Origin of the sequence: Nitrosomonas sp. PY1 (assembly GCF_022836435.1) — a bacterium.
Taxonomy (GTDB): domain Bacteria; phylum Pseudomonadota; class Gammaproteobacteria; order Burkholderiales; family Nitrosomonadaceae; genus Nitrosomonas.
Map to the genome: position 1 here is coordinate 629,821 of NZ_BQXC01000001.1, position 16,389 is coordinate 646,209.

The 16,389-nt window shown below is 44.9% G+C and carries 20 protein-coding genes, 1 tRNA gene and 4 pseudogenes; 13 read left to right on the top strand and 12 right to left on the bottom strand.

The features are described from left to right. Positions 1 to 41 precede the first annotated feature (41 nt). The 3 genes and pseudogenes from hslU (at position 42) to W03_RS02845 (ending at position 2,350) form a co-directional block, all read left to right on the top strand. Positions 42 to 1,376, top strand: a complete 1,335-nt coding sequence (hslU, locus tag W03_RS02835) for an ATP-dependent protease ATPase subunit HslU (protein ID WP_244071216.1) — start codon at positions 42 to 44, stop codon at positions 1,374 to 1,376. A gap of 35 nt (positions 1,377 to 1,411) precedes the next feature. Further along, positions 1,412 to 1,503 (top strand) — tRNA-Ser (locus W03_RS02840). 241 nt (positions 1,504 to 1,744) lie between these two features. Beyond that, a pseudogene (locus W03_RS02845) lies at positions 1,745 to 2,350 on the top strand (transposase). A 202-nt stretch (positions 2,351 to 2,552) separates the two neighbouring features. On the opposite strand, the gene W03_RS02850 reads toward W03_RS02845, so the two are convergent. Beyond that, positions 2,553 to 3,335, bottom strand: coding sequence for a biosynthetic peptidoglycan transglycosylase (locus tag W03_RS02850; RefSeq protein ID WP_244071218.1), 783 nt, complete (start codon positions 3,333 to 3,335; stop codon positions 2,553 to 2,555). Positions 3,336 to 4,060: 725 nt separating this feature from the next. On the opposite strand from W03_RS02850, the gene W03_RS02855 reads away from it, so the two are divergent. After that, a complete protein-coding gene (locus W03_RS02855; RefSeq protein ID WP_244071220.1) occupies positions 4,061 to 4,498 on the top strand; it encodes a hypothetical protein in 438 nt (145 codons plus the stop codon). A 65-nt stretch (positions 4,499 to 4,563) separates the two neighbouring features. Here the strand turns inward: W03_RS02855 and W03_RS02860 are convergent, their stop codons facing one another. After that, complete coding sequence (locus W03_RS02860; protein WP_244071222.1) at positions 4,564 to 5,247, bottom strand: IS6 family transposase; 684 nt, start codon at positions 5,245 to 5,247, stop codon at positions 4,564 to 4,566. A 179-nt stretch (positions 5,248 to 5,426) separates the two neighbouring features. Here W03_RS02860 and W03_RS02865 point away from each other — a divergent pair, with 179 nt between their 5' ends. Both W03_RS02865 and W03_RS02870 read left to right on the top strand, forming a co-directional pair. Beyond that, on the top strand, positions 5,427 to 5,588 hold the full coding sequence (locus W03_RS02865; RefSeq protein WP_244071224.1) for a hypothetical protein: 162 nt from the start codon (positions 5,427 to 5,429) through the stop codon (positions 5,586 to 5,588). A 363-nt stretch (positions 5,589 to 5,951) separates the two neighbouring features. Then, positions 5,952 to 6,467 carry a DUF1566 domain-containing protein gene (locus tag W03_RS02870; protein ID WP_244071226.1) on the top strand — a complete coding sequence of 172 codons (516 nt, stop codon included), beginning with the start codon at positions 5,952 to 5,954 and terminating at the stop codon, positions 6,465 to 6,467. A gap of 431 nt (positions 6,468 to 6,898) precedes the next feature. On the opposite strand, the pseudogene W03_RS02875 reads toward W03_RS02870, so the two are convergent. Further along, positions 6,899 to 7,003, bottom strand: a pseudogene (locus tag W03_RS02875) (IS6 family transposase); the annotation flags it as partial. On the opposite strand from W03_RS02875, the gene W03_RS13345 reads away from it, so the two are divergent. The 4 genes from W03_RS13345 to W03_RS02900 all read left to right on the top strand — a co-directional run bounded on the left by W03_RS13345 (position 6,984) and on the right by W03_RS02900 (position 10,740). Further along, positions 6,984 to 9,203 carry an RHS repeat-associated core domain-containing protein gene (locus tag W03_RS13345; protein ID WP_279599993.1) on the top strand — a complete coding sequence of 740 codons (2,220 nt, stop codon included), beginning with the start codon at positions 6,984 to 6,986 and terminating at the stop codon, positions 9,201 to 9,203. The pseudogene W03_RS02875 and the gene W03_RS13345 sit on opposite strands and share 20 nt — an antisense overlap. Beyond that, positions 9,200 to 9,538, top strand: a complete 339-nt coding sequence (locus W03_RS02890) for a hypothetical protein (protein ID WP_244071227.1) — start codon at positions 9,200 to 9,202, stop codon at positions 9,536 to 9,538. The genes W03_RS13345 and W03_RS02890 overlap by 4 nt, the downstream gene beginning before the upstream one ends. Positions 9,539 to 9,667: 129 nt before the next feature. Further along, positions 9,668 to 10,426: a polymorphic toxin type 37 domain-containing protein gene (locus W03_RS02895; RefSeq protein ID WP_244071229.1), complete on the top strand. Its 759-nt coding sequence runs from the start codon at positions 9,668 to 9,670 to the stop codon at positions 10,424 to 10,426. Further along, complete coding sequence (locus W03_RS02900) at positions 10,423 to 10,740, top strand: hypothetical protein (protein ID WP_244071231.1); 318 nt, start codon at positions 10,423 to 10,425, stop codon at positions 10,738 to 10,740. The genes W03_RS02895 and W03_RS02900 overlap by 4 nt, the downstream gene beginning before the upstream one ends. A 161-nt stretch (positions 10,741 to 10,901) precedes the next feature. On the opposite strand, the gene W03_RS02905 is transcribed toward W03_RS02900, so the two are convergent. Together W03_RS02905 and W03_RS02910 are read right to left on the bottom strand one after the other, a co-directional pair. Further along, positions 10,902 to 11,243, bottom strand: a complete 342-nt coding sequence (locus W03_RS02905) for a type II toxin-antitoxin system PemK/MazF family toxin (RefSeq protein WP_244071233.1) — start codon at positions 11,241 to 11,243, stop codon at positions 10,902 to 10,904. Next, complete coding sequence (locus W03_RS02910; RefSeq protein WP_244071236.1) at positions 11,236 to 11,466, bottom strand: CopG family transcriptional regulator; 231 nt, start codon at positions 11,464 to 11,466, stop codon at positions 11,236 to 11,238. The genes W03_RS02905 and W03_RS02910 overlap by 8 nt, the downstream gene beginning before the upstream one ends. A gap of 575 nt (positions 11,467 to 12,041) precedes the next feature. On the opposite strand from W03_RS02910, the gene W03_RS02915 reads away from it, so the two are divergent. The 3 genes from W03_RS02915 (at position 12,042) to W03_RS02925 (ending at position 13,749) form a co-directional block, all read left to right on the top strand. Then, positions 12,042 to 12,740, top strand: coding sequence for a DUF899 family protein (locus tag W03_RS02915; RefSeq protein WP_244071239.1), 699 nt, complete (start codon positions 12,042 to 12,044; stop codon positions 12,738 to 12,740). Between the two features lie 353 nt (positions 12,741 to 13,093). After that, a complete protein-coding gene (locus W03_RS02920) occupies positions 13,094 to 13,333 on the top strand; it encodes an Arc family DNA-binding protein (RefSeq protein WP_244071242.1) in 240 nt (79 codons plus the stop codon). Continuing rightward, positions 13,330 to 13,749, top strand: a complete 420-nt coding sequence (locus W03_RS02925) for a type II toxin-antitoxin system VapC family toxin (RefSeq protein WP_244071243.1) — start codon at positions 13,330 to 13,332, stop codon at positions 13,747 to 13,749. Before W03_RS02920 ends, W03_RS02925 begins: the two co-directional genes overlap by 4 nt. A gap of 89 nt (positions 13,750 to 13,838) precedes the next feature. Here the strand turns inward: W03_RS02925 and W03_RS02930 are convergent. The 7 genes and pseudogenes from W03_RS02930 to W03_RS02960 all read right to left on the bottom strand — a co-directional run. After that, positions 13,839 to 13,955 (bottom strand): annotated as a pseudogene (locus W03_RS02930) (type II toxin-antitoxin system YoeB family toxin); the annotation flags it as partial. 137 nt (positions 13,956 to 14,092) lie between these two features. Next, positions 14,093 to 14,334, bottom strand: a pseudogene (locus W03_RS13505) (type II toxin-antitoxin system Phd/YefM family antitoxin). 200 nt (positions 14,335 to 14,534) lie between these two features. Next, entirely contained in the window at positions 14,535 to 15,338 is an 804-nt protein-coding gene (locus W03_RS02940) for a tyrosine-type recombinase/integrase (RefSeq protein WP_244071249.1), read from the bottom strand. Next, complete coding sequence (locus W03_RS02945) at positions 15,335 to 15,484, bottom strand: hypothetical protein (protein WP_244071250.1); 150 nt, start codon at positions 15,482 to 15,484, stop codon at positions 15,335 to 15,337. Before W03_RS02945 ends, W03_RS02940 begins: the two co-directional genes overlap by 4 nt. Positions 15,485 to 15,498: 14 nt before the next feature. Beyond that, the gene (locus tag W03_RS02950) at positions 15,499 to 15,744 is read right to left on the bottom strand and encodes a type II toxin-antitoxin system prevent-host-death family antitoxin (RefSeq protein ID WP_244071252.1); all 246 of its coding nucleotides are present in this window, start codon (positions 15,742 to 15,744) and stop codon (positions 15,499 to 15,501) included. A gap of 48 nt (positions 15,745 to 15,792) precedes the next feature. Beyond that, entirely contained in the window at positions 15,793 to 16,065 is a 273-nt protein-coding gene (locus tag W03_RS02955) for a type II toxin-antitoxin system RelE/ParE family toxin (RefSeq protein ID WP_244071254.1), read from the bottom strand. Beyond that, positions 16,062 to 16,313: a CopG family ribbon-helix-helix protein gene (locus W03_RS02960; protein ID WP_244071256.1), complete on the bottom strand. Its 252-nt coding sequence runs from the start codon at positions 16,311 to 16,313 to the stop codon at positions 16,062 to 16,064. The genes W03_RS02955 and W03_RS02960 overlap by 4 nt, the downstream gene beginning before the upstream one ends. Between the last annotated feature and the right edge of the window lie 76 nt (positions 16,314 to 16,389).

The window sequence follows — 16,389 nt, forward strand, 5'->3', positions numbered from 1 at the left end:
AAACGATTTATTCTTATTGAATTTTTATAGAACATAGAACCATGTCTCAAATGACTCCCCAGGAAATTGTCCATGAATTGGATAAACATATTATCGGTCAAGATGCAGCCAAGCGTGCTGTCGCGATTGCATTGAGAAACAGATGGCGCAGACAACAAATTGCGGATCCATTGCGGCAGGAAATTACGCCCAAGAATATTCTCATGATTGGTCCGACCGGGGTAGGGAAAACGGAAATCGCACGGCGTCTGGCAAAATTGGCTCATGCACCTTTTATCAAAATCGAGGCTACTAAGTTTACTGAAGTCGGTTATGTCGGTCGCGATGTCGATTCGATTATCCGCGATTTAGTGGAAACGGCCATTAAAGAAGCGCGTGAAAGAGAAACAAGAAAGAAACAACCGCTTGCAGAAGATCGCGCAGAAGATCGAATTTTAGATGCATTACTGCCTGTTGCGCGGGATTTTGATCTTCAACAATCTGCCACGGAAGACCGTGATAGTTCAACCCGACAGAAGTTTCGCAAGAAATTGCGTGAAGGTGAGCTAGACGACAAAGAAATCGAAATTGAAATTGCATCGCCACGTACCAGCATGGAAATCTTTGCACCACCAGGAATGGAAGATCTGACTTCTCAAATTCAGGGGATGTTCCATAATATGACCGGGGAGAAAAAGAAAACCCGCAAACTGACCATTCGTGAAGCTAAAAAACTGCTATTGGAAGAAGAAGCAGGGAAAATGGTCAACGATGAAGAATTGAAACTCAATGCGATACAAAATATCGAGCAGAACGGCATTGTATTTTTGGATGAAATCGATAAAATCGCCAGTCGTTCCGGTCATACCGGCGGTGATGTTTCTCGTCAGGGGGTACAACGAGATTTGCTACCTTTGGTGGAAGGAACTACTGTATCAACCAAATATGGCATGATCAAAACGGATCATATCTTGTTTGTGGCTAGTGGCGCTTTTCATATGTCAAAGCCTTCCGATCTCATCCCGGAATTACAGGGGCGTTTCCCAATTCGGGTTGAATTGACCAGTCTCAGTGTGAGTGATTTTGAGCAAATCCTAACGAATACCGATGCTTGCTTGACACGCCAATACGAGGCCTTATTGGCTACTGAAGGTGTTTGTTTGGAATTTGGTAGTGATGCCATTAAGCGCTTGGCTGAAATTGCTTATTCGGTGAATAGCAAAACGGAAAATATTGGCGCAAGGCGTCTTCATACCGTAATGGAAAAACTCTTGGAAGATGTTTCATTCAATGCAACCAAATATAGTGAACAAACTGTCACTATCGATGCAGCGTATGTTGATGATAAGCTTAAAAATCTATCACAAAGCGAAGATTTATCGCGCTACGTGTTATAAGTTTTAATAATCCTTTAATTATATTTATTTTGTTTGGAGAAGTGACCGAGTGGCTGAAGGTGCACGCCTGGAAAGCGTGTGTACGGTTTAAACCGTACCGCGGGTTCGAATCCCGCCTTCTCCGCCACTTCAATTTGCTTGCTTTCTAGCCTCCCTAACACCTTGAACGGTAATGGGGTTTCAGCGGTTCTAAGTCCTGTATTTCGGTGATATTGGAATCCACCCGGAAAAGCCAGTTTCAGCACTGCGCGGCGGTCGCACAATCTTACAGAATCCCAGATTTTATAAGGACTTGCAATAAAAGGTTCTATCGCAAATTTTAGCGTGTGGTGTTAGTCTTGGTATTTTCCTTGTCACCGCCACCGATCATGCTCACTTTCAAAGGTTGCCATTACCCGAAAGCTATCGTCCTTTATGCCATTTAGTTTTATGTCCGCTGCGGCGTGTCGTACCGGGACCTGGAGGAGATCATGGCTGAGCGCGGTGTCACTCTTGACCACGCCACACTTAACCGCTGGGTCATCAAGTATATCAAGGTCAAGAGGCAATGTACCTGTACCGTGCCATCGACAAGTACGGCGATACCTTGGATTTCATGCTATCCGAACGCCGCGACGAAGAAGCAGCCCCCCATTTCTTTCTACACACGGTAGGCTCAAACGGTCTGCCAGAAAAGGTCGTTATCGACAAAAGCGGAGCCAATTATGCCGGTTTGTTGAACCTCAACCTTCTTCTTTTGTGGCTTGGCTGGTACCACCTGGTTGAGATTCGCCAAATCAAATACCTGAACAACATCGTCGAACGAGACCATAGATTTATCAAAAGAATTACCCGGCCTATGCTGGGTTTCAAGGCATTCCATTCTGCCGAGGCAACCCTGTGCTGGCATTGAAACCGCACACATGATCCGAAAGGGGCAGCTGAACCGACAAGGGTTGTCCGGATTTCAGCAGTTTGCTAGCCTTGCAGGATAACTTTGCCTGAAGGGTGTGTTCGCTGCACCTCGTTTAAATATTTGCGACAGAATCATTGACAATCATGGTAATCACCTCTTAATTTCTCCCGCCTAAAATTTAGGCAAGATACGTGAATTACCTGATCTGTTTTCAATCGGTACAACTAGGCTTTTATGGTCAAATTTCAACCGGTGTCAACAATTCAAGACAGAGTGCTGAATTATTTTGAAGAATAGGCTGGTACTGGTGCGATTGCAGGAGATATCACGGTCGGTGTTGATGTCGGCGGCTCGGTCTCGCTCATGCGTTCGAGGATAAACTGCTTGCGACGCAGCAACCGTTTTGACTGATTGATAGGATTATCAAATCTGGAATTTGCGAGAGTTGCGGCTAACAGAGCCGATTGTTCGGAGTTTAATGCCGATGCGGGAATATTGAAATACGTCAGAGATGCGACCTGTACGCCCCAAATCCCATCCCCCCATTCGACCACATTCAGGTAGATCTCAAAAATGCGGCATTTGCTCAGCTCGGATTCGAGTTGTTGGGTGAGTAGGAACTCGCGCAAATTGAAGAAGGAATCTTTCTCCGGCAAAAGATAAAGATTCTGGACCAACTGTTGTGTGATGGGGTCATGACTACCGATCATCGGCTTTTTTTTCCAGCTTGCTTTAACCAGCTTCTGCGGTTCGTTGGAGTCAATACATTCATATAAAAAAGGCGCATTCTTCGCCGCCAATACTGCATGTTGGAGATGACGAGATATTCGATCGTGCGAAACCCAGCGCTGCAGGCGACGAGGGTTTTTCCCTGCTTTTTGACCTTCGGCAAAGCGCAAGTCGATGAGCGCGGTTGAGGCGGGGTTCGTTATCTTCAAGGAACGGACATCAGGTAGGGTGAGGTAGATATAGGTAATGTAACCTACCCCACCAATGATCGCCCCGATTCCCATCCACCGAAGTAAACGTAACAGAGTATGAGTAGTGTAAAAATCCTCTTTCATAAGAAAAAATATATGGAAATTCTATATTTTGTCATTCCGCTCAAACCACCCTTATATATTTTCAAATCATTTATTTGTTAGAGGGCATCTGATTTGCTGCAATCAATTGAAATTGATAATTTCCGAGACGCTGGAATTTTACCTTATAGAGTTAAGTTCTATAAAGGTGGGTAACGTGACATAGGGTTTTCATTATTGTGGTCTGAGTTGTTCATTTTATCTGATCAGGAAACGGCGATAGAAAGCCGTATCTTCCGATACCGAGCGTTTTGATTCTAGGTCTTTGACGGTATGAATCACCTGTGTCAATGATCGCGTGATCCGAGACAACTTCCAGCCACAAGAGTATCGCCTTCGCGCATATAATCGAGCGCTTCCTGCAGTTGCTTACGATCCTTGTTGGCACCGGATATTTTTTCGTAAAGATTTTTTCAACAGGCCTCATTAAGAGTATCAATCTGCTGCTGCGGATTTTGATCGAGTGTTGATACCCTCGTATATCCGATGAGCATATTTTTTATTCTCAAGACGATTTTTTGTGATACTAACAGAACATATAATTGGGAATAATGTTCTGAGATTGATACATTATCGAAGATATTTTGTCAAATGTGTCAATCGCCGTGCAAAACTTACCGGGATTTTGGGTAAATCGGCGTTGAAAAGTTTCCACCCAGGATTGTTAAATACCCGACATTTAGTCGGAGAATTCTGGAGTGATAACAATGGATATTATTGCCGAAGTCAGAAGGCGTCATTTTGTTAGTAAGGAAAGTATCGGTTCAATAGCGCGTTCATTGGGATTATCACTCCCCACGGTCAGGAAGCATTTACAGACAGAAGCTGAACCGGTATATCGGCGTCGCATTCAAATTGCACCCAAACTGGGTGAATTCAAGATGTTATTAACGAAATGGCTTGAAGCAGAAGCATTGTTACCCCAAAGGCAACGTCGTACAGCGGTGCGCTTATATGAAGGTTTGGTTGATGAGGGTTATACAGGTGTTTATGACAGTGTTCGGCGATTTGTTAAACAATGGAAGGCCAGTTACAAGAACACACCTTCATTAAAGCAAGCCTTTGTTCCTTTGGCGTTTAAGCCTGGTGAAGTCTGTCAATTTGACTGGAGTCAGGAAGTTGTCGAGATCGGCGGTATAGAGTAAGCTATCAAAGCGGTTATGTCGCAAATATTTAAACGAGGTGCAGCGAGCACATCCTTCAGGCAAAGTTATCCTGCAAGGCTAGCAAACTGCTGAAATCCGGACAACCCTTGTCGGTTCAGCTGCCCCTTGCGGATCATGTGTGCGGTTTCAATGCCGGCCAAGGTTGCTTCGGCAGAATGGAACACCTTGAAACCCAGCATAGGCCGAGTAATTCTTTTGATAAATCTATGGTCTTGTTCGACGATGTTGTTCAGGTATTTGATTTGGCGGATCTCAACCAGGTAGTGCCAGCCAAGCCACAGAAGAAAGAGATTGAGTTTCAACAAACCGGCATAATTGGCTCCGCTTTTGTCGATAACGACCTTTTTTGGCAGCCCGTTTGAGCCTACCGTGCGCAGAAAGAAATGGGTGGCTGCTTCTTCGTCGCGGCGTTCGGATAGCATGAAATCCAAGGTATCGCCGTACTTGTCGATGGCACGGTACAGGTAAATCCATTGCCTCTTGACCTCGATATAGGTCTCATCAGTCCGCCATGACGGATTGCCGGGACGCTTCCTTTTCTTCGCTACCTGGGCAAGTGCCCTGGAATACTTGATGACCCAGCGGTTAAGTGTGGCGTGGTCAAGAGTGACACCGCGCTCAGCCATGATCTCCTCCAGGTCCCGGTACGACACGCTGTAGCGGACATAAAAGTAAACGGCATAGAGAACGACAGCTTCTGGGTAGTGGCAACCTTTGAAAGTGAGCATGATGGGTGTTGCGGCGACAAGGAAAATACCAAGACTAACACCACACGCTAAAATTTGCGACAGAACCGGATTTTGTGCTTATCATAGCAGACGGTTCTCAAGTGATGCACAACTGATATTTTGTGCTCATTTCTTTTTGAGATGTGCTGCTATTCACGCAGCCCGGGCGAACTGCAAAAGTGAGAGAAATCATAGAGCATTATGCCTTGCAAACCGACGGTGACCCACCGGTCAGTATCTGGCGAGAACTGCGCAGAATCAGCGATGCAGATGCACCCGATGGCATTCTGGAACAAACAAACCAAGTAGCAGTCCAAAAAGAGTGGTGGCAATTTATTTAACTGATGGGCGGTGTCACTTCCAAACGTAAAGACAACCCGATCAAGCTCATGAAGATAGATTCCAAGGAGCTGGGAAAGTATGGAGATCCCATAGGGTAAAAGATCTGCGGCGTTGAAACGGATTCGATTCAATTACCGGCCCGCTTGCATCAGTGGCAGTTTCAGAAAATTACAGTTGATGTGGAAGTAACTGAATGACGAGGCGCAAAGCGCCTGAGCGGAAGCGACCGCGAGGCCGCATTTGCAGCGCAGCCGCCTTGTGCTTCGCAAGCAACCGATATCAGAGCTTGAAATCAGCTTGCCTGTTGATTCATGGAAGAACAAGACACAATTTTGTATAACTGTGATTATTAGGAGAAAACTATGAAACAAAATATAGATAAACAACCCGCCGCGATTCTAACCATACTGTTATTTATTACTGCATTAATGCTGTCTGGGAGCGTATTTGCTGATAAGCTGACTACGAAAACTGAATTGGATGCAGCCACTGCTACCGATGCAAATACTAGCACTATTACGGCACCTGTCCGCCATATAGGCGACCGTTTATCTGATGGCAGCATCGTGTTTTGGGTTGATGAAACGGGTAAGCACGGTCTGGCAGCACAGCCATTTGATGATAATCGCCAAGCTAATTGGTATGCTGCAGAAGAACATGCTGAAAATCATGGCTCCGGCTGGCGTTTGCCTACAAAGCCTGAATTGAATCTACTGTTTCAACAGAGGGACGTTGTGGGTGGTTTTGCCGATCACCTCTATTGGAGTTCTACCGAGCACGATGCTACCCTCGTGTGGTATCAGCACTTCCACTCTGGCGTGCAATACTACGGCAATAAGGGCAAGACGCTCAGTGTTCGGGCTGTTCGGGCTTTTTAACTATTTGACTTTACCGCGTAGCGGTCGATTTTATTTTGGCGCTGTATTATGACTTGCCGGTTTATAGGGATACTTATTAGCGCATTCTGAAGATTCTTTGAATGTACTAAAGATTTTCCGAAAGAGTATAAGTATACCCTGGGGCAGGACATGAAGTGTGATGCCCTGCAACTGCTCAGAAGTATTTACCGCGCCAATCAAGCGACGCATAAGAGAGAGCATCTGGAGTTTTTTGGATGAGCTTGAAATTCTCAAACTGAAAATACGCCTATGCGCGGACATGAAGGTTTTGTCCTTCAAAAAAACAGACTGAACTGAATGTGTTAATGGACAGCATAGGCAAACAGATTGTCGGCTGGCATGCCAGTCCGTAAAAGGATTCTGTCGCAAATATTTAAACGAGGTGCAGCGAACACACCCTTCAGGCAAAGTTATCCTGCAAGAGTAGCAAACTGCTGAAATCCGGACAACCCTTGTCGGTTCAGCTGCCCCTTTCGGATCATGTGTGCGGTTTCAATGCCAGCCAGGGTTGTCAATCAACATTCAAAATTTACCAGATATCAACATCCAAAAAGAACTCAGCAACGCGAATATGACGCGCTCAATCGTCTTTGGAAAACCATCGGCGCACAAACCCAAACCACCCAATACCAGTACGACGCGCAAGGTAACCTGAAGCAGATTGCCGATCCACTTTCGCATGCGACGCACTTTCAATTCGACACGCGCAACCGCCTAAAGCAATCGACCGATCCGGCCAATGGCATAACGCAACAAACACTGAATGCACTGGATCAAATCACGCAGGTATCCGATCCCAGGAACATCAACACCACCTACGCGTACAACGGTTTTGGCGATGTGACGCAGGAAATATCGCAAGACCGGGGCACCACGACCTACACTTTTGATGCTGCCGGCAATGTCAAAACCATCACCGATGCCCGTGGCGTCAAACATACCTATACCTGGGATGCGCTCAATCGCCCGACCAAACGCACGCATACCACGGTTACCGGCGTGCCAGGGGCTACCCAACTCGTTTGGAGTTACGATACCGGCGCCAATGGTATTGGACGACTGACCGGCATGACGGACGAATCCGGTTCAACCAGCTTTGGCTACGACATACATGGCAACCTGCTCACTAAGACGCAGATCGCCAAGATCGGCACGATCAATTACACGCAAACGCTCAGCTATCAGTACGACAGCTTTGGTCGCCAGAGCCAGATGACGTATCCGTCCGGCACGCAAATCACCACCACCTATGGTGCCGATGGTCGCGCAAATGAATTACGCATCAATGGCAATCTGCTCTTGAGTAACATCGCGTACCAACCGTTTGGCGAACCCAAAAGCTGGGTGTGGGGCAATGGTCAAGCGTATACACGTACTTTCGACACCGATGGACGGCTTAAAACCCACCCGGTTGGCGGCGATACGCGCACGCTCACCTATGATCTGGCCAGCCGCATCACACAAACCACGGACACCAACCCGATCTACAACCGCAGCTTCGACTACGATGTGAACGATCGGTTGACGAATCAATCGGACAACACCAGCTTTAAAATCTGGAGCTATGACGCCAATAGCAATCGCACGCAATATGAAGCGGGCAGCGCAACCTACGTATATACGACCGCCGCCAACAGCAATCGCCTGCAAACGGTGTCAGGGCCAATGACCAAAACCTACACCTTTGATGCCGCAGGCAATCCGCTGAGCGATGATTTGACGACCTTTACTTGGAATGCCGCCGGAAAACTCGCAACCACGGTCAAGAGCGCCAAGACGCACACCTACAAAACCAACGCGCTCGATCAACGCATCAGCAAGAATGGTCCGATCAATCCCAAGCAGATCTTCTTTTATGACGAAGCAGGACAACTGATCGGCGAATACACGGACAATGCGGCTACTACCACGCCGACCAATGACTGGCTGGTTAGACAGGAAACCGTGTGGCTGGGGGACATTCCAGTCGCCGTGATCAAGAAACCCACCGCTACCAGCGCAATCCAGGTTCACTATGTTCATGCCGATCACCTCAACACTCCGAGAGTGATCGTCAACACCGCGAACACCACCGTCTGGCGCTGGGACAATGTACACGCGTTCGGCGCCAACCTGGCTGACGAAGACCCAGACGGCAATGCCCAACTGTTCGAATACAACCCACGCTTCCCAGGGCAGTACTTTGACAAAGAAACCGGTCTGCATTACAACTATTTCCGATACTATGAACCTGAGACCGGAAGATACATTTCACCTGATCCGATTGGGTTGGCGGGTGGTGTCAATGTTTATGGATATGTGGAACAAAATCCGTTAAGCTTTATTGATCCTTATGGTTTGTGGTCTATCGGTGATCCTCTATCGCAAGAAATAGTCGATGCTGTAGCGGGATTTGGGGATGGCGCCTACAAAGCAATCACTCTTGGGCTTGGTGACTTACAGGATATCCGCAATATTCTTGATATAAATGGAGGTATTAACAAGTGTTCTAATGAATACACAATATCGAGTGTAGCTGGGAATGTCGTAGGTGCTACTGCGTTGGGTGGTGCTTTGGCGAATAAAGCATTTAGACAAAGTGGTTGGTTAAATAATAATCGTTATTTGCGCATTGGTTGGGGAAAGAATGAAGGGCGTCGCGTTTTTAGAATTTCGGGACATGTTGTTAAAACCGAGAGTGGTCACATTGATATATGGAGAGGTTCGCGCTTATGAAAACATTAACCTTGTTTCAAGAAAAATGTGAAACTACGTTAGAGAATATTCTGAAAAAAGATGGCCTAGTTTTACGTAATAGAAATATTGCAGGAAAGCACGAGAAATATATTGTGGCAGAAATACCAAGTGTATGTATTAAAATTTGGATTTATGAGGAAGAAGCAATGTTTACCGTAGTAGATAAAAGCTATTTTTATGAAGCTCTAGATTATCCAGATAAGGATCTTCTCATATCTAAGTTTGTCGAAGCAATTATATCTTGTTCAAAAAATGAGGTGCGGATTGATACTGGAAGCTCGCGTATATCCTTGTTTAAAGGGAGAGAGCTCTAGATTAAAATGCAAACTTGCGAAACCTCAACATAATAAAATAACTGATGAATAGAATGCCAAGGGATCACTGCCACGCCGACCAATGACTGGCTGGTCAGACAGGAAACCGTGTGGCTGGGAGACATTCCGGTGGCCGTGATCAAGAAACCGACCGCCACCAGCGCAATCCAGGTTCACTATGTTCATGCCGATCACCTCAACACTCCGAGAGTGATTGTAAACCAAAGCAATACGCCGGGGCGCTGGGACAACGTGCACGCATTCGGTGCCAACCTAGCTGACGAAGACCCCGACGGCAATGCCCAACTGTTCGAATACAACCCGAGATTCTCTGGACAGTACTTTGACAAAGAAACTAGTCTCTATTACAACTACTTCCGATACTATGAACCTGAGACAGGGAGATATATCAGCCCCGATCCGATTGGGTTGGCGGGGGGTGTCAATGTTTATGGGTATGTGAATGGAAATTCTATGAGCCATCGCGATCCACTAGAGCTTAATCCTACAACTGCTGTTGGCGCGGGAGTTGGTTCGATAATTTTTCCAGGAATCGGTACAGTGGTGGGTGCAGGGGTGGGTACGGCGCTTGGAGTTGGCATTGGTTGGTTAATATACAGCAAACCTCCAGAGAATGCGTATGATCCTAGTGGCCCTAAGGCACCTGGGAAACCCGGTAAAGAGGAAGGTTTTTGCGATCCCAAGGGCGGAGAAGATTGGGTTAGAAACCCAAATGGGCGTGGCAGCGGTTGGCGAGATGCAAATGGCAACGTTTGGATTCCGAGTGGTCCTCCGAGATCAGGTGATGCTCACGGTGGACCTCATTGGGATGTACAAACGCCAGGCGGTGGTTATATAAATATCTATCCAGGAGGTAAGCGACGATGAAAAATTCCACTATCGTCGAACTTGAGGCACGGAGGATTCGCTTTTTCTCGAGAAACGATGAAGAAGCATTTTTTGAGTGGTTGGATAAGCTTACTTGTGTCGAAAAATATTTTGGACAAGGAGATGTTCTGTATATCAGCCTTAAACGAGTTGCTGTAGATGAAGAAGCCTTGCGTGAGTTGTTAGCTATTTCTCATCGCTATGGAATTGATATTAAGCAATTGCGCACATTCGATTGCGACGCATTTTCTTCGTGGTTTAGGGACTCGCGCGCATATTGGTTTGGCTCTGTTTTTGGTGAAGATAAAGAGTGATCTACGACTATCACCTTAACGCCCCGAGAGTGATCGTCAACACCGCCAACACCTAACAAATTGATCCATTTCCCGAGATTACAATCGCATAAAGATTTCACATTATCGACCATCTTTGATTTTCTCTTTCAAAGAACTACGTTTTCTAAACGAAAGAATTTTTATAAATCAAAAATAATGAATAAAGCTTCTTTGATCGATGGTAGATATTCGCTTTCTAGTCTTCCTTGTTTTTTACCGATCCGAGAAATATCAACCGCACGCAGTTGCTTGAGATTGATATGTCGGTCTTTATCTAGGCCATTATGATTACTCGGTATTAAGTTTACTGCAAATGGCCAAGGCTTATGATTTAGAAGTAAAGGCGCCACAATCAGAGTTTTTGATTGGATATTCACCAGATCACTTTGAATGATCACGCATGGTCCGAGTTTTTGCGTTTCAGCACCTTTGGTGGGTTCCAAATCAACCCAGTAAATATCAAGCTGCTTAAACTCAGTCATTTGAAAGACCATCGGACAGAGTTTTTTCCCATTCCTTCAATTCTTGCTGATAGTCAGAGTCTTCAGCTTCTTCTTGGTTTGCCCTTAGCAAAGCTTGCCTGAGATGATTTTTGCGTTCCTGCTTTAGAAGCTCATTAATATATGCACTGCGATTGTCACCAGCAATATTATTGAGAAATGCATAGCTCTCATCATCTAAAGTAATAGTCGTTCTATGTGCCATAGAATTATCACGTCAAAATGAATACATTATGATCATACTATAATGTACTCAAACATTACACTCTATCTATTGGAGTAATGATGTTTCTATATGTGATAATGTCCTTTATCTCATATATGAATGATAGTAAAATTTAAGCTTACAAATGTGGGTAAGAAGCTAGGAAAGAACCAAATGTTACATAGTAATATCTATTGTTCATAAATCTCTTATCCAATTATCTTTATCGGTCAGGATATTACAATCTGATAATCAAATTACGGCGTAATATGCGCTTGTAACTCTGGAAGAAATAAATGTACTGGTATGGAAGCATATACTGCTTCATAGAGAATACGATCTTAGTCACGAAGATACCAGAATTATAACTTTAACTTATATTGGATTTTGAAAGTCTCAAAAAATACTCTAATCATTGCGGATAAATATAAAATCAAAGTTGCTATGTAATATTTGGTTCTTTCCTAACTTCTTACCCATTATTGCAGGTTGCGCATTTTTGCAAAAAATCACGCTACCTTCGTCGGGTTATTTAATTCCTGGCGTTAGTGCGTGCGATTTTAGGGGAGTATGTCATGAAAGAATTAGTGATCCCAAAAATAGTTGATCGTGATGAGTGGGAGCGAGCCCGAGCTGAGCTACTGGTTCGCGAGAAGATGCACACTCGCGCCGGCGACGAAATAGCTGCAGTTCGGCGACGCCTACCGATGACCCGAATGGAAGTGGTCACGGTAGTGGGTCCGGACGGCCCCGTTTTACTGCGCGACGTATTTCAGGGTCGGCGCATGTTGATCGTGTATCACTTTATGTGGAGTCGGGGGGCGCCACACGACAAGCAGTGCGAGGGCTGCACGCATAGTCAAGTAGCGATGAATGCCGCTGTATGCGCTTATCTGGCCGAACGAGACGTGACCTACGCCGTTTTCAGCGCTGGCCCATGGAGTGAGATCGTCGCTTACCGCGACTTCATGGGTTGGACAGCACCTTGGTATTCAACCGCCGATTCCTCAGAAGTATTGGCAACTAGAACCGGCGGTGACCTCCGCTGCTATCTACGGGTTAATGACGAAGTGTTTGAAACATACGAAACGAAGTGGCGTGGAATTGAGGCCATGCTGCCCACACTGCAGTTGCTCGATATGACTGCGTACGGGCGGCAGGAAACGTGGGAAGACTCGCCAGACGGATGGCCGCAAGATCAGGCCGGGTCATGGTGGCGGCGGGACGGTCGACCCGTTGCTCAGTGGACGCGTACCAATGCAACGATCAAATGAACTGCAGTTAAGTGTTGTGGTTCAATAAAGCCGGATATCTTGTTAAGGTAACAGGAGGACTAATTAACGAGGTAAAGGATGAAAGAATCAGGGAAGTGAAGGCTCTAATATGATTTCATTCAAGGACGGCTTATATTCGATATTTGTAGTACCATCTGATACAGTGACATGATACTGTCCTATAGAATCCGCTATTTGAAATCGTTCATCGCTTATATCTATCTAAAAAGCCAATGCTAAACCACAATACAGATTTTTTGCAACAGAGCTCATTTGGGTAAGTATACATCAAAATTGATGTCACCTGTCTGTATATGATATCATTGATTTCGCGTAATAAGGAGTGAAGTCAAATGTCTGTTGTTACTGTTCGTAATTTGCCCGAAGAAACGCATCGTGCGCTTAAGCTGCGTGCTGCTCAGAATGGACGTAGCACCGAAGCTGAAATCCGTGAAATTCTGGAAGAGGCAGTGCGTCCTGAGGCGCGTATCAAAGTCGGATCTGAACTCGCTGCTTTTGGGCAATCCTTTGGGGGGCTCGATTTTAATGATATTCGTGATCAGACACCGGCTGATCCTGCGGTGTTCGAATGATCGTTCTGGATACGAATGTGATATCCGAGCCAATGAAACCCAACGGCAATCCCGCCGTTCAAACTTGGCTTGATCGGCAAACAGCCGAGACGCTGTATCTGACAGCAGTAAGTCTTTCCGAATTGCTAGTTGGTATTGAAATCATGCCGGAAGGAAAGAGAAAAGGAGGGCTTGATGCCGCACTGAGGAAACTGATGGAGAAGCTTTTTGACGCGCGCATATTACCATTCGATCAACAAGCTGCGATAGCATATGCATCCATGGTTGGTCGAGCTAGGACTAATGGTCGTATCATCTCTGTAGCAGACGGGCAAATTGCCGCAATCGCGGTCGTACATGGATTCACCATAGCGACGCGGGATATTGCACCTTTTGTCGCAGTTGGATTACCCGTCATTAATCCTTGGGAAAAATGATCTGTCAATCAACACTCAAATTTACCACCTATTAACACCGCTATTTATATAGACCAACGATACTATCATTAGGCTTACTTTTTTCATTCTTAATGTGTCCACATTCGTAATACTTTGATCTTCTTGTCTTGTGGATATATCTGATATATCAATCGGTGTTGAATAGTGATTCTTCTTGAATATACGCCTGATAAATCACCCATAAGCTTCTCATAAGGTAGAGGAGTTTAGAATGAATTCTCTACGAGTAATTTTAATAATTCAATTACTTTAGGCTTCAATCCGGCTTGACTAATTTTATTTGCATTCTTTTGAGCTTGTCTGGTGAAAAAGATTTCCCAATTCACCAATCCCAATCCCTAGCGCATTCAGATAAATTTGACTCTATGTCCTCCTTGATTGATGCTCGCATTCCTGGAATCAAAAGCAAATACAGCGTTTCATTTATTGCACTCCAATCTTCCTCTGAGATCAATACTGCATTATTTCTTTTGCCTGTAATGAAATTGGCTGATGTGTTTCAGCAGCTTCATCAATAAGAGTGTACAGCTTAGTGCGAGCCTCGGTAGCTTTAAGTATGTTCATAATAATTCCTTTCGCTAACGCATTATCGTACGCTATTCCGTACGGTAACGTAAAATCTTTAGAGGATTCCAAATCAAACCAGTAAATATCAAGCTGCTTAAACTCAATCATTTGAGAGGCCATCGGACAGAGTTTCTGCCCATTCTTTCAATTCTTGCTGATTCAGCTTCTTCTTGATTTGCTCTTAAGAGCTTGCATAATCAATAAGTAACTTTAAATGTTGGGCTATCCTCTGGTCTTGTTTTGCGATGATCATAAATCCTCGTCGTCGCAATATTGGCGTGTCCTAGCCATTCCTGTACTTTGGCAATATCCGCTTGATGATCGAGCGCATTGGTAGCTGCAGTTGCACGCAGTGAGTGTGCGCCAATCCTGAAACCTAACTTAATAGAATATCTCTGTACTAATTTATATATGCCGTCCGGGGTGATGGGTTGTTGCGAATATTTATCTCGGTTATTACTGACAGATCGAAATAATGCTTCGTTTTCTTCATGGCCATGCCCGGCCGCATCAAGATAATCATGAATTAAGCCATTTGCAGCAGGGTGCAACGGTATATATCGCGTTTTTCCTCCTTTGCCAGTTACTTTTAAATGCGGCACACCACGTCGTTCCTGCTTAAAATCTTTGACTTTCAATCGACACAGCTCATCACGACGCAATGCGTGATAAAGTAAGGTAGCCAATATCGCACGATCCCGTTTGCTCTTGAGAGAGTTGTCGTTGGGTGCATCCAGTAATTCACGCGCCTGGTGATCTCCGATTGCAGGTGTTTTGCCTTCATAACTCTCGACGGCTGGGCGCTTTACTCCTTTGACAGGATTATGCGTGACGGTGTTTTTCTCGCATAAATATTCAAATAACGACGACAGTGCAGATAGACGATGGCGAATGCTCATACTGCTCAAAGATCTATCTAATAAATCATCACGCCACGCGATAATATGAGCACGTGTTACAACTCTGAATTCTTCAGGGTTTTGAATGCCGGTAAAATTCATAAATCTTTCAGAGCATTTTCATAAGCGCGACGTGTAGCTTTATTTCCCAAGTTGGCGAACCATTCCAATTCAGGTGGAACATCTGCGAGACCCTGAAATTCTTTTGCAGTGAGTGCGCGATTATTGGTAGTTACAAGATTTGCCATATCACATAATATCCTCATAGACCGACCGGTCGCATGGTGCTCTTATCACGCGTCTCATCTAACTGATCGATTTCGTGTGGCGCATAAAGAATATGTTGCTCGAAACTTTTCTTTTGACCTACCAACCGTTCATATTCATTTCGCGAAAGAGTAACCACGTCACCATCTCGGCGATGCACAATTTGAATTTTTCCCGTAAGTGCATTATCGAACACTTCACTGAATTTATTTTTTGCATCTGTAATACGCCATTCATTCATACTATTTCCTAATTAATCTAGATCTACCGGAATAGGATAGGTTTAATATTAACGGTACTCACGCGAATGCCATAGCCGCAAAACAAAAATAGCTTTGTCAGTCGACTCATAACGTATTTCATAATCACCAATTATTATGTGCCTCACTTCACGGGGCTTAAAATCTTCTAGTCTTATTCCCAATTGTGGAAAGGCATCAATTTTCTCTATACCTTCTATCAACAGTTTTACAGTTTGAACGGCAGCTTTCGGATTGGAGCGCGCTAAAAAATCATAAACCTTTACAATATTCCGCTCGGCACTTGTGGTCCATTTAATCACAGTGAATCGACTGGCTTGTCTAAATTAGCCACCCAAGTTTTCAAGGTTGCGTGTTCAACAACTCGGTTTGCCTCTACATCTGCCAAACCTTCCAATGTTAAGCGGCGGCGTTCTTCTTCGAGTTCTACCCAGACAGTTAAAGCCTGTTTTATGATCCAACCTTTAGGTCGATCGATCCGCATTGCAATTTTGTCTAATGCCTCTGCAAGTTCAATCGGAATATGTGCAGTAACAGCGCGTGTATTCATAGTAAATCCTTTTTAATAAATTTAATTATAATTAAATCTCAATGTATCGATAAGTTAATTTTTATTCAGATCTAAA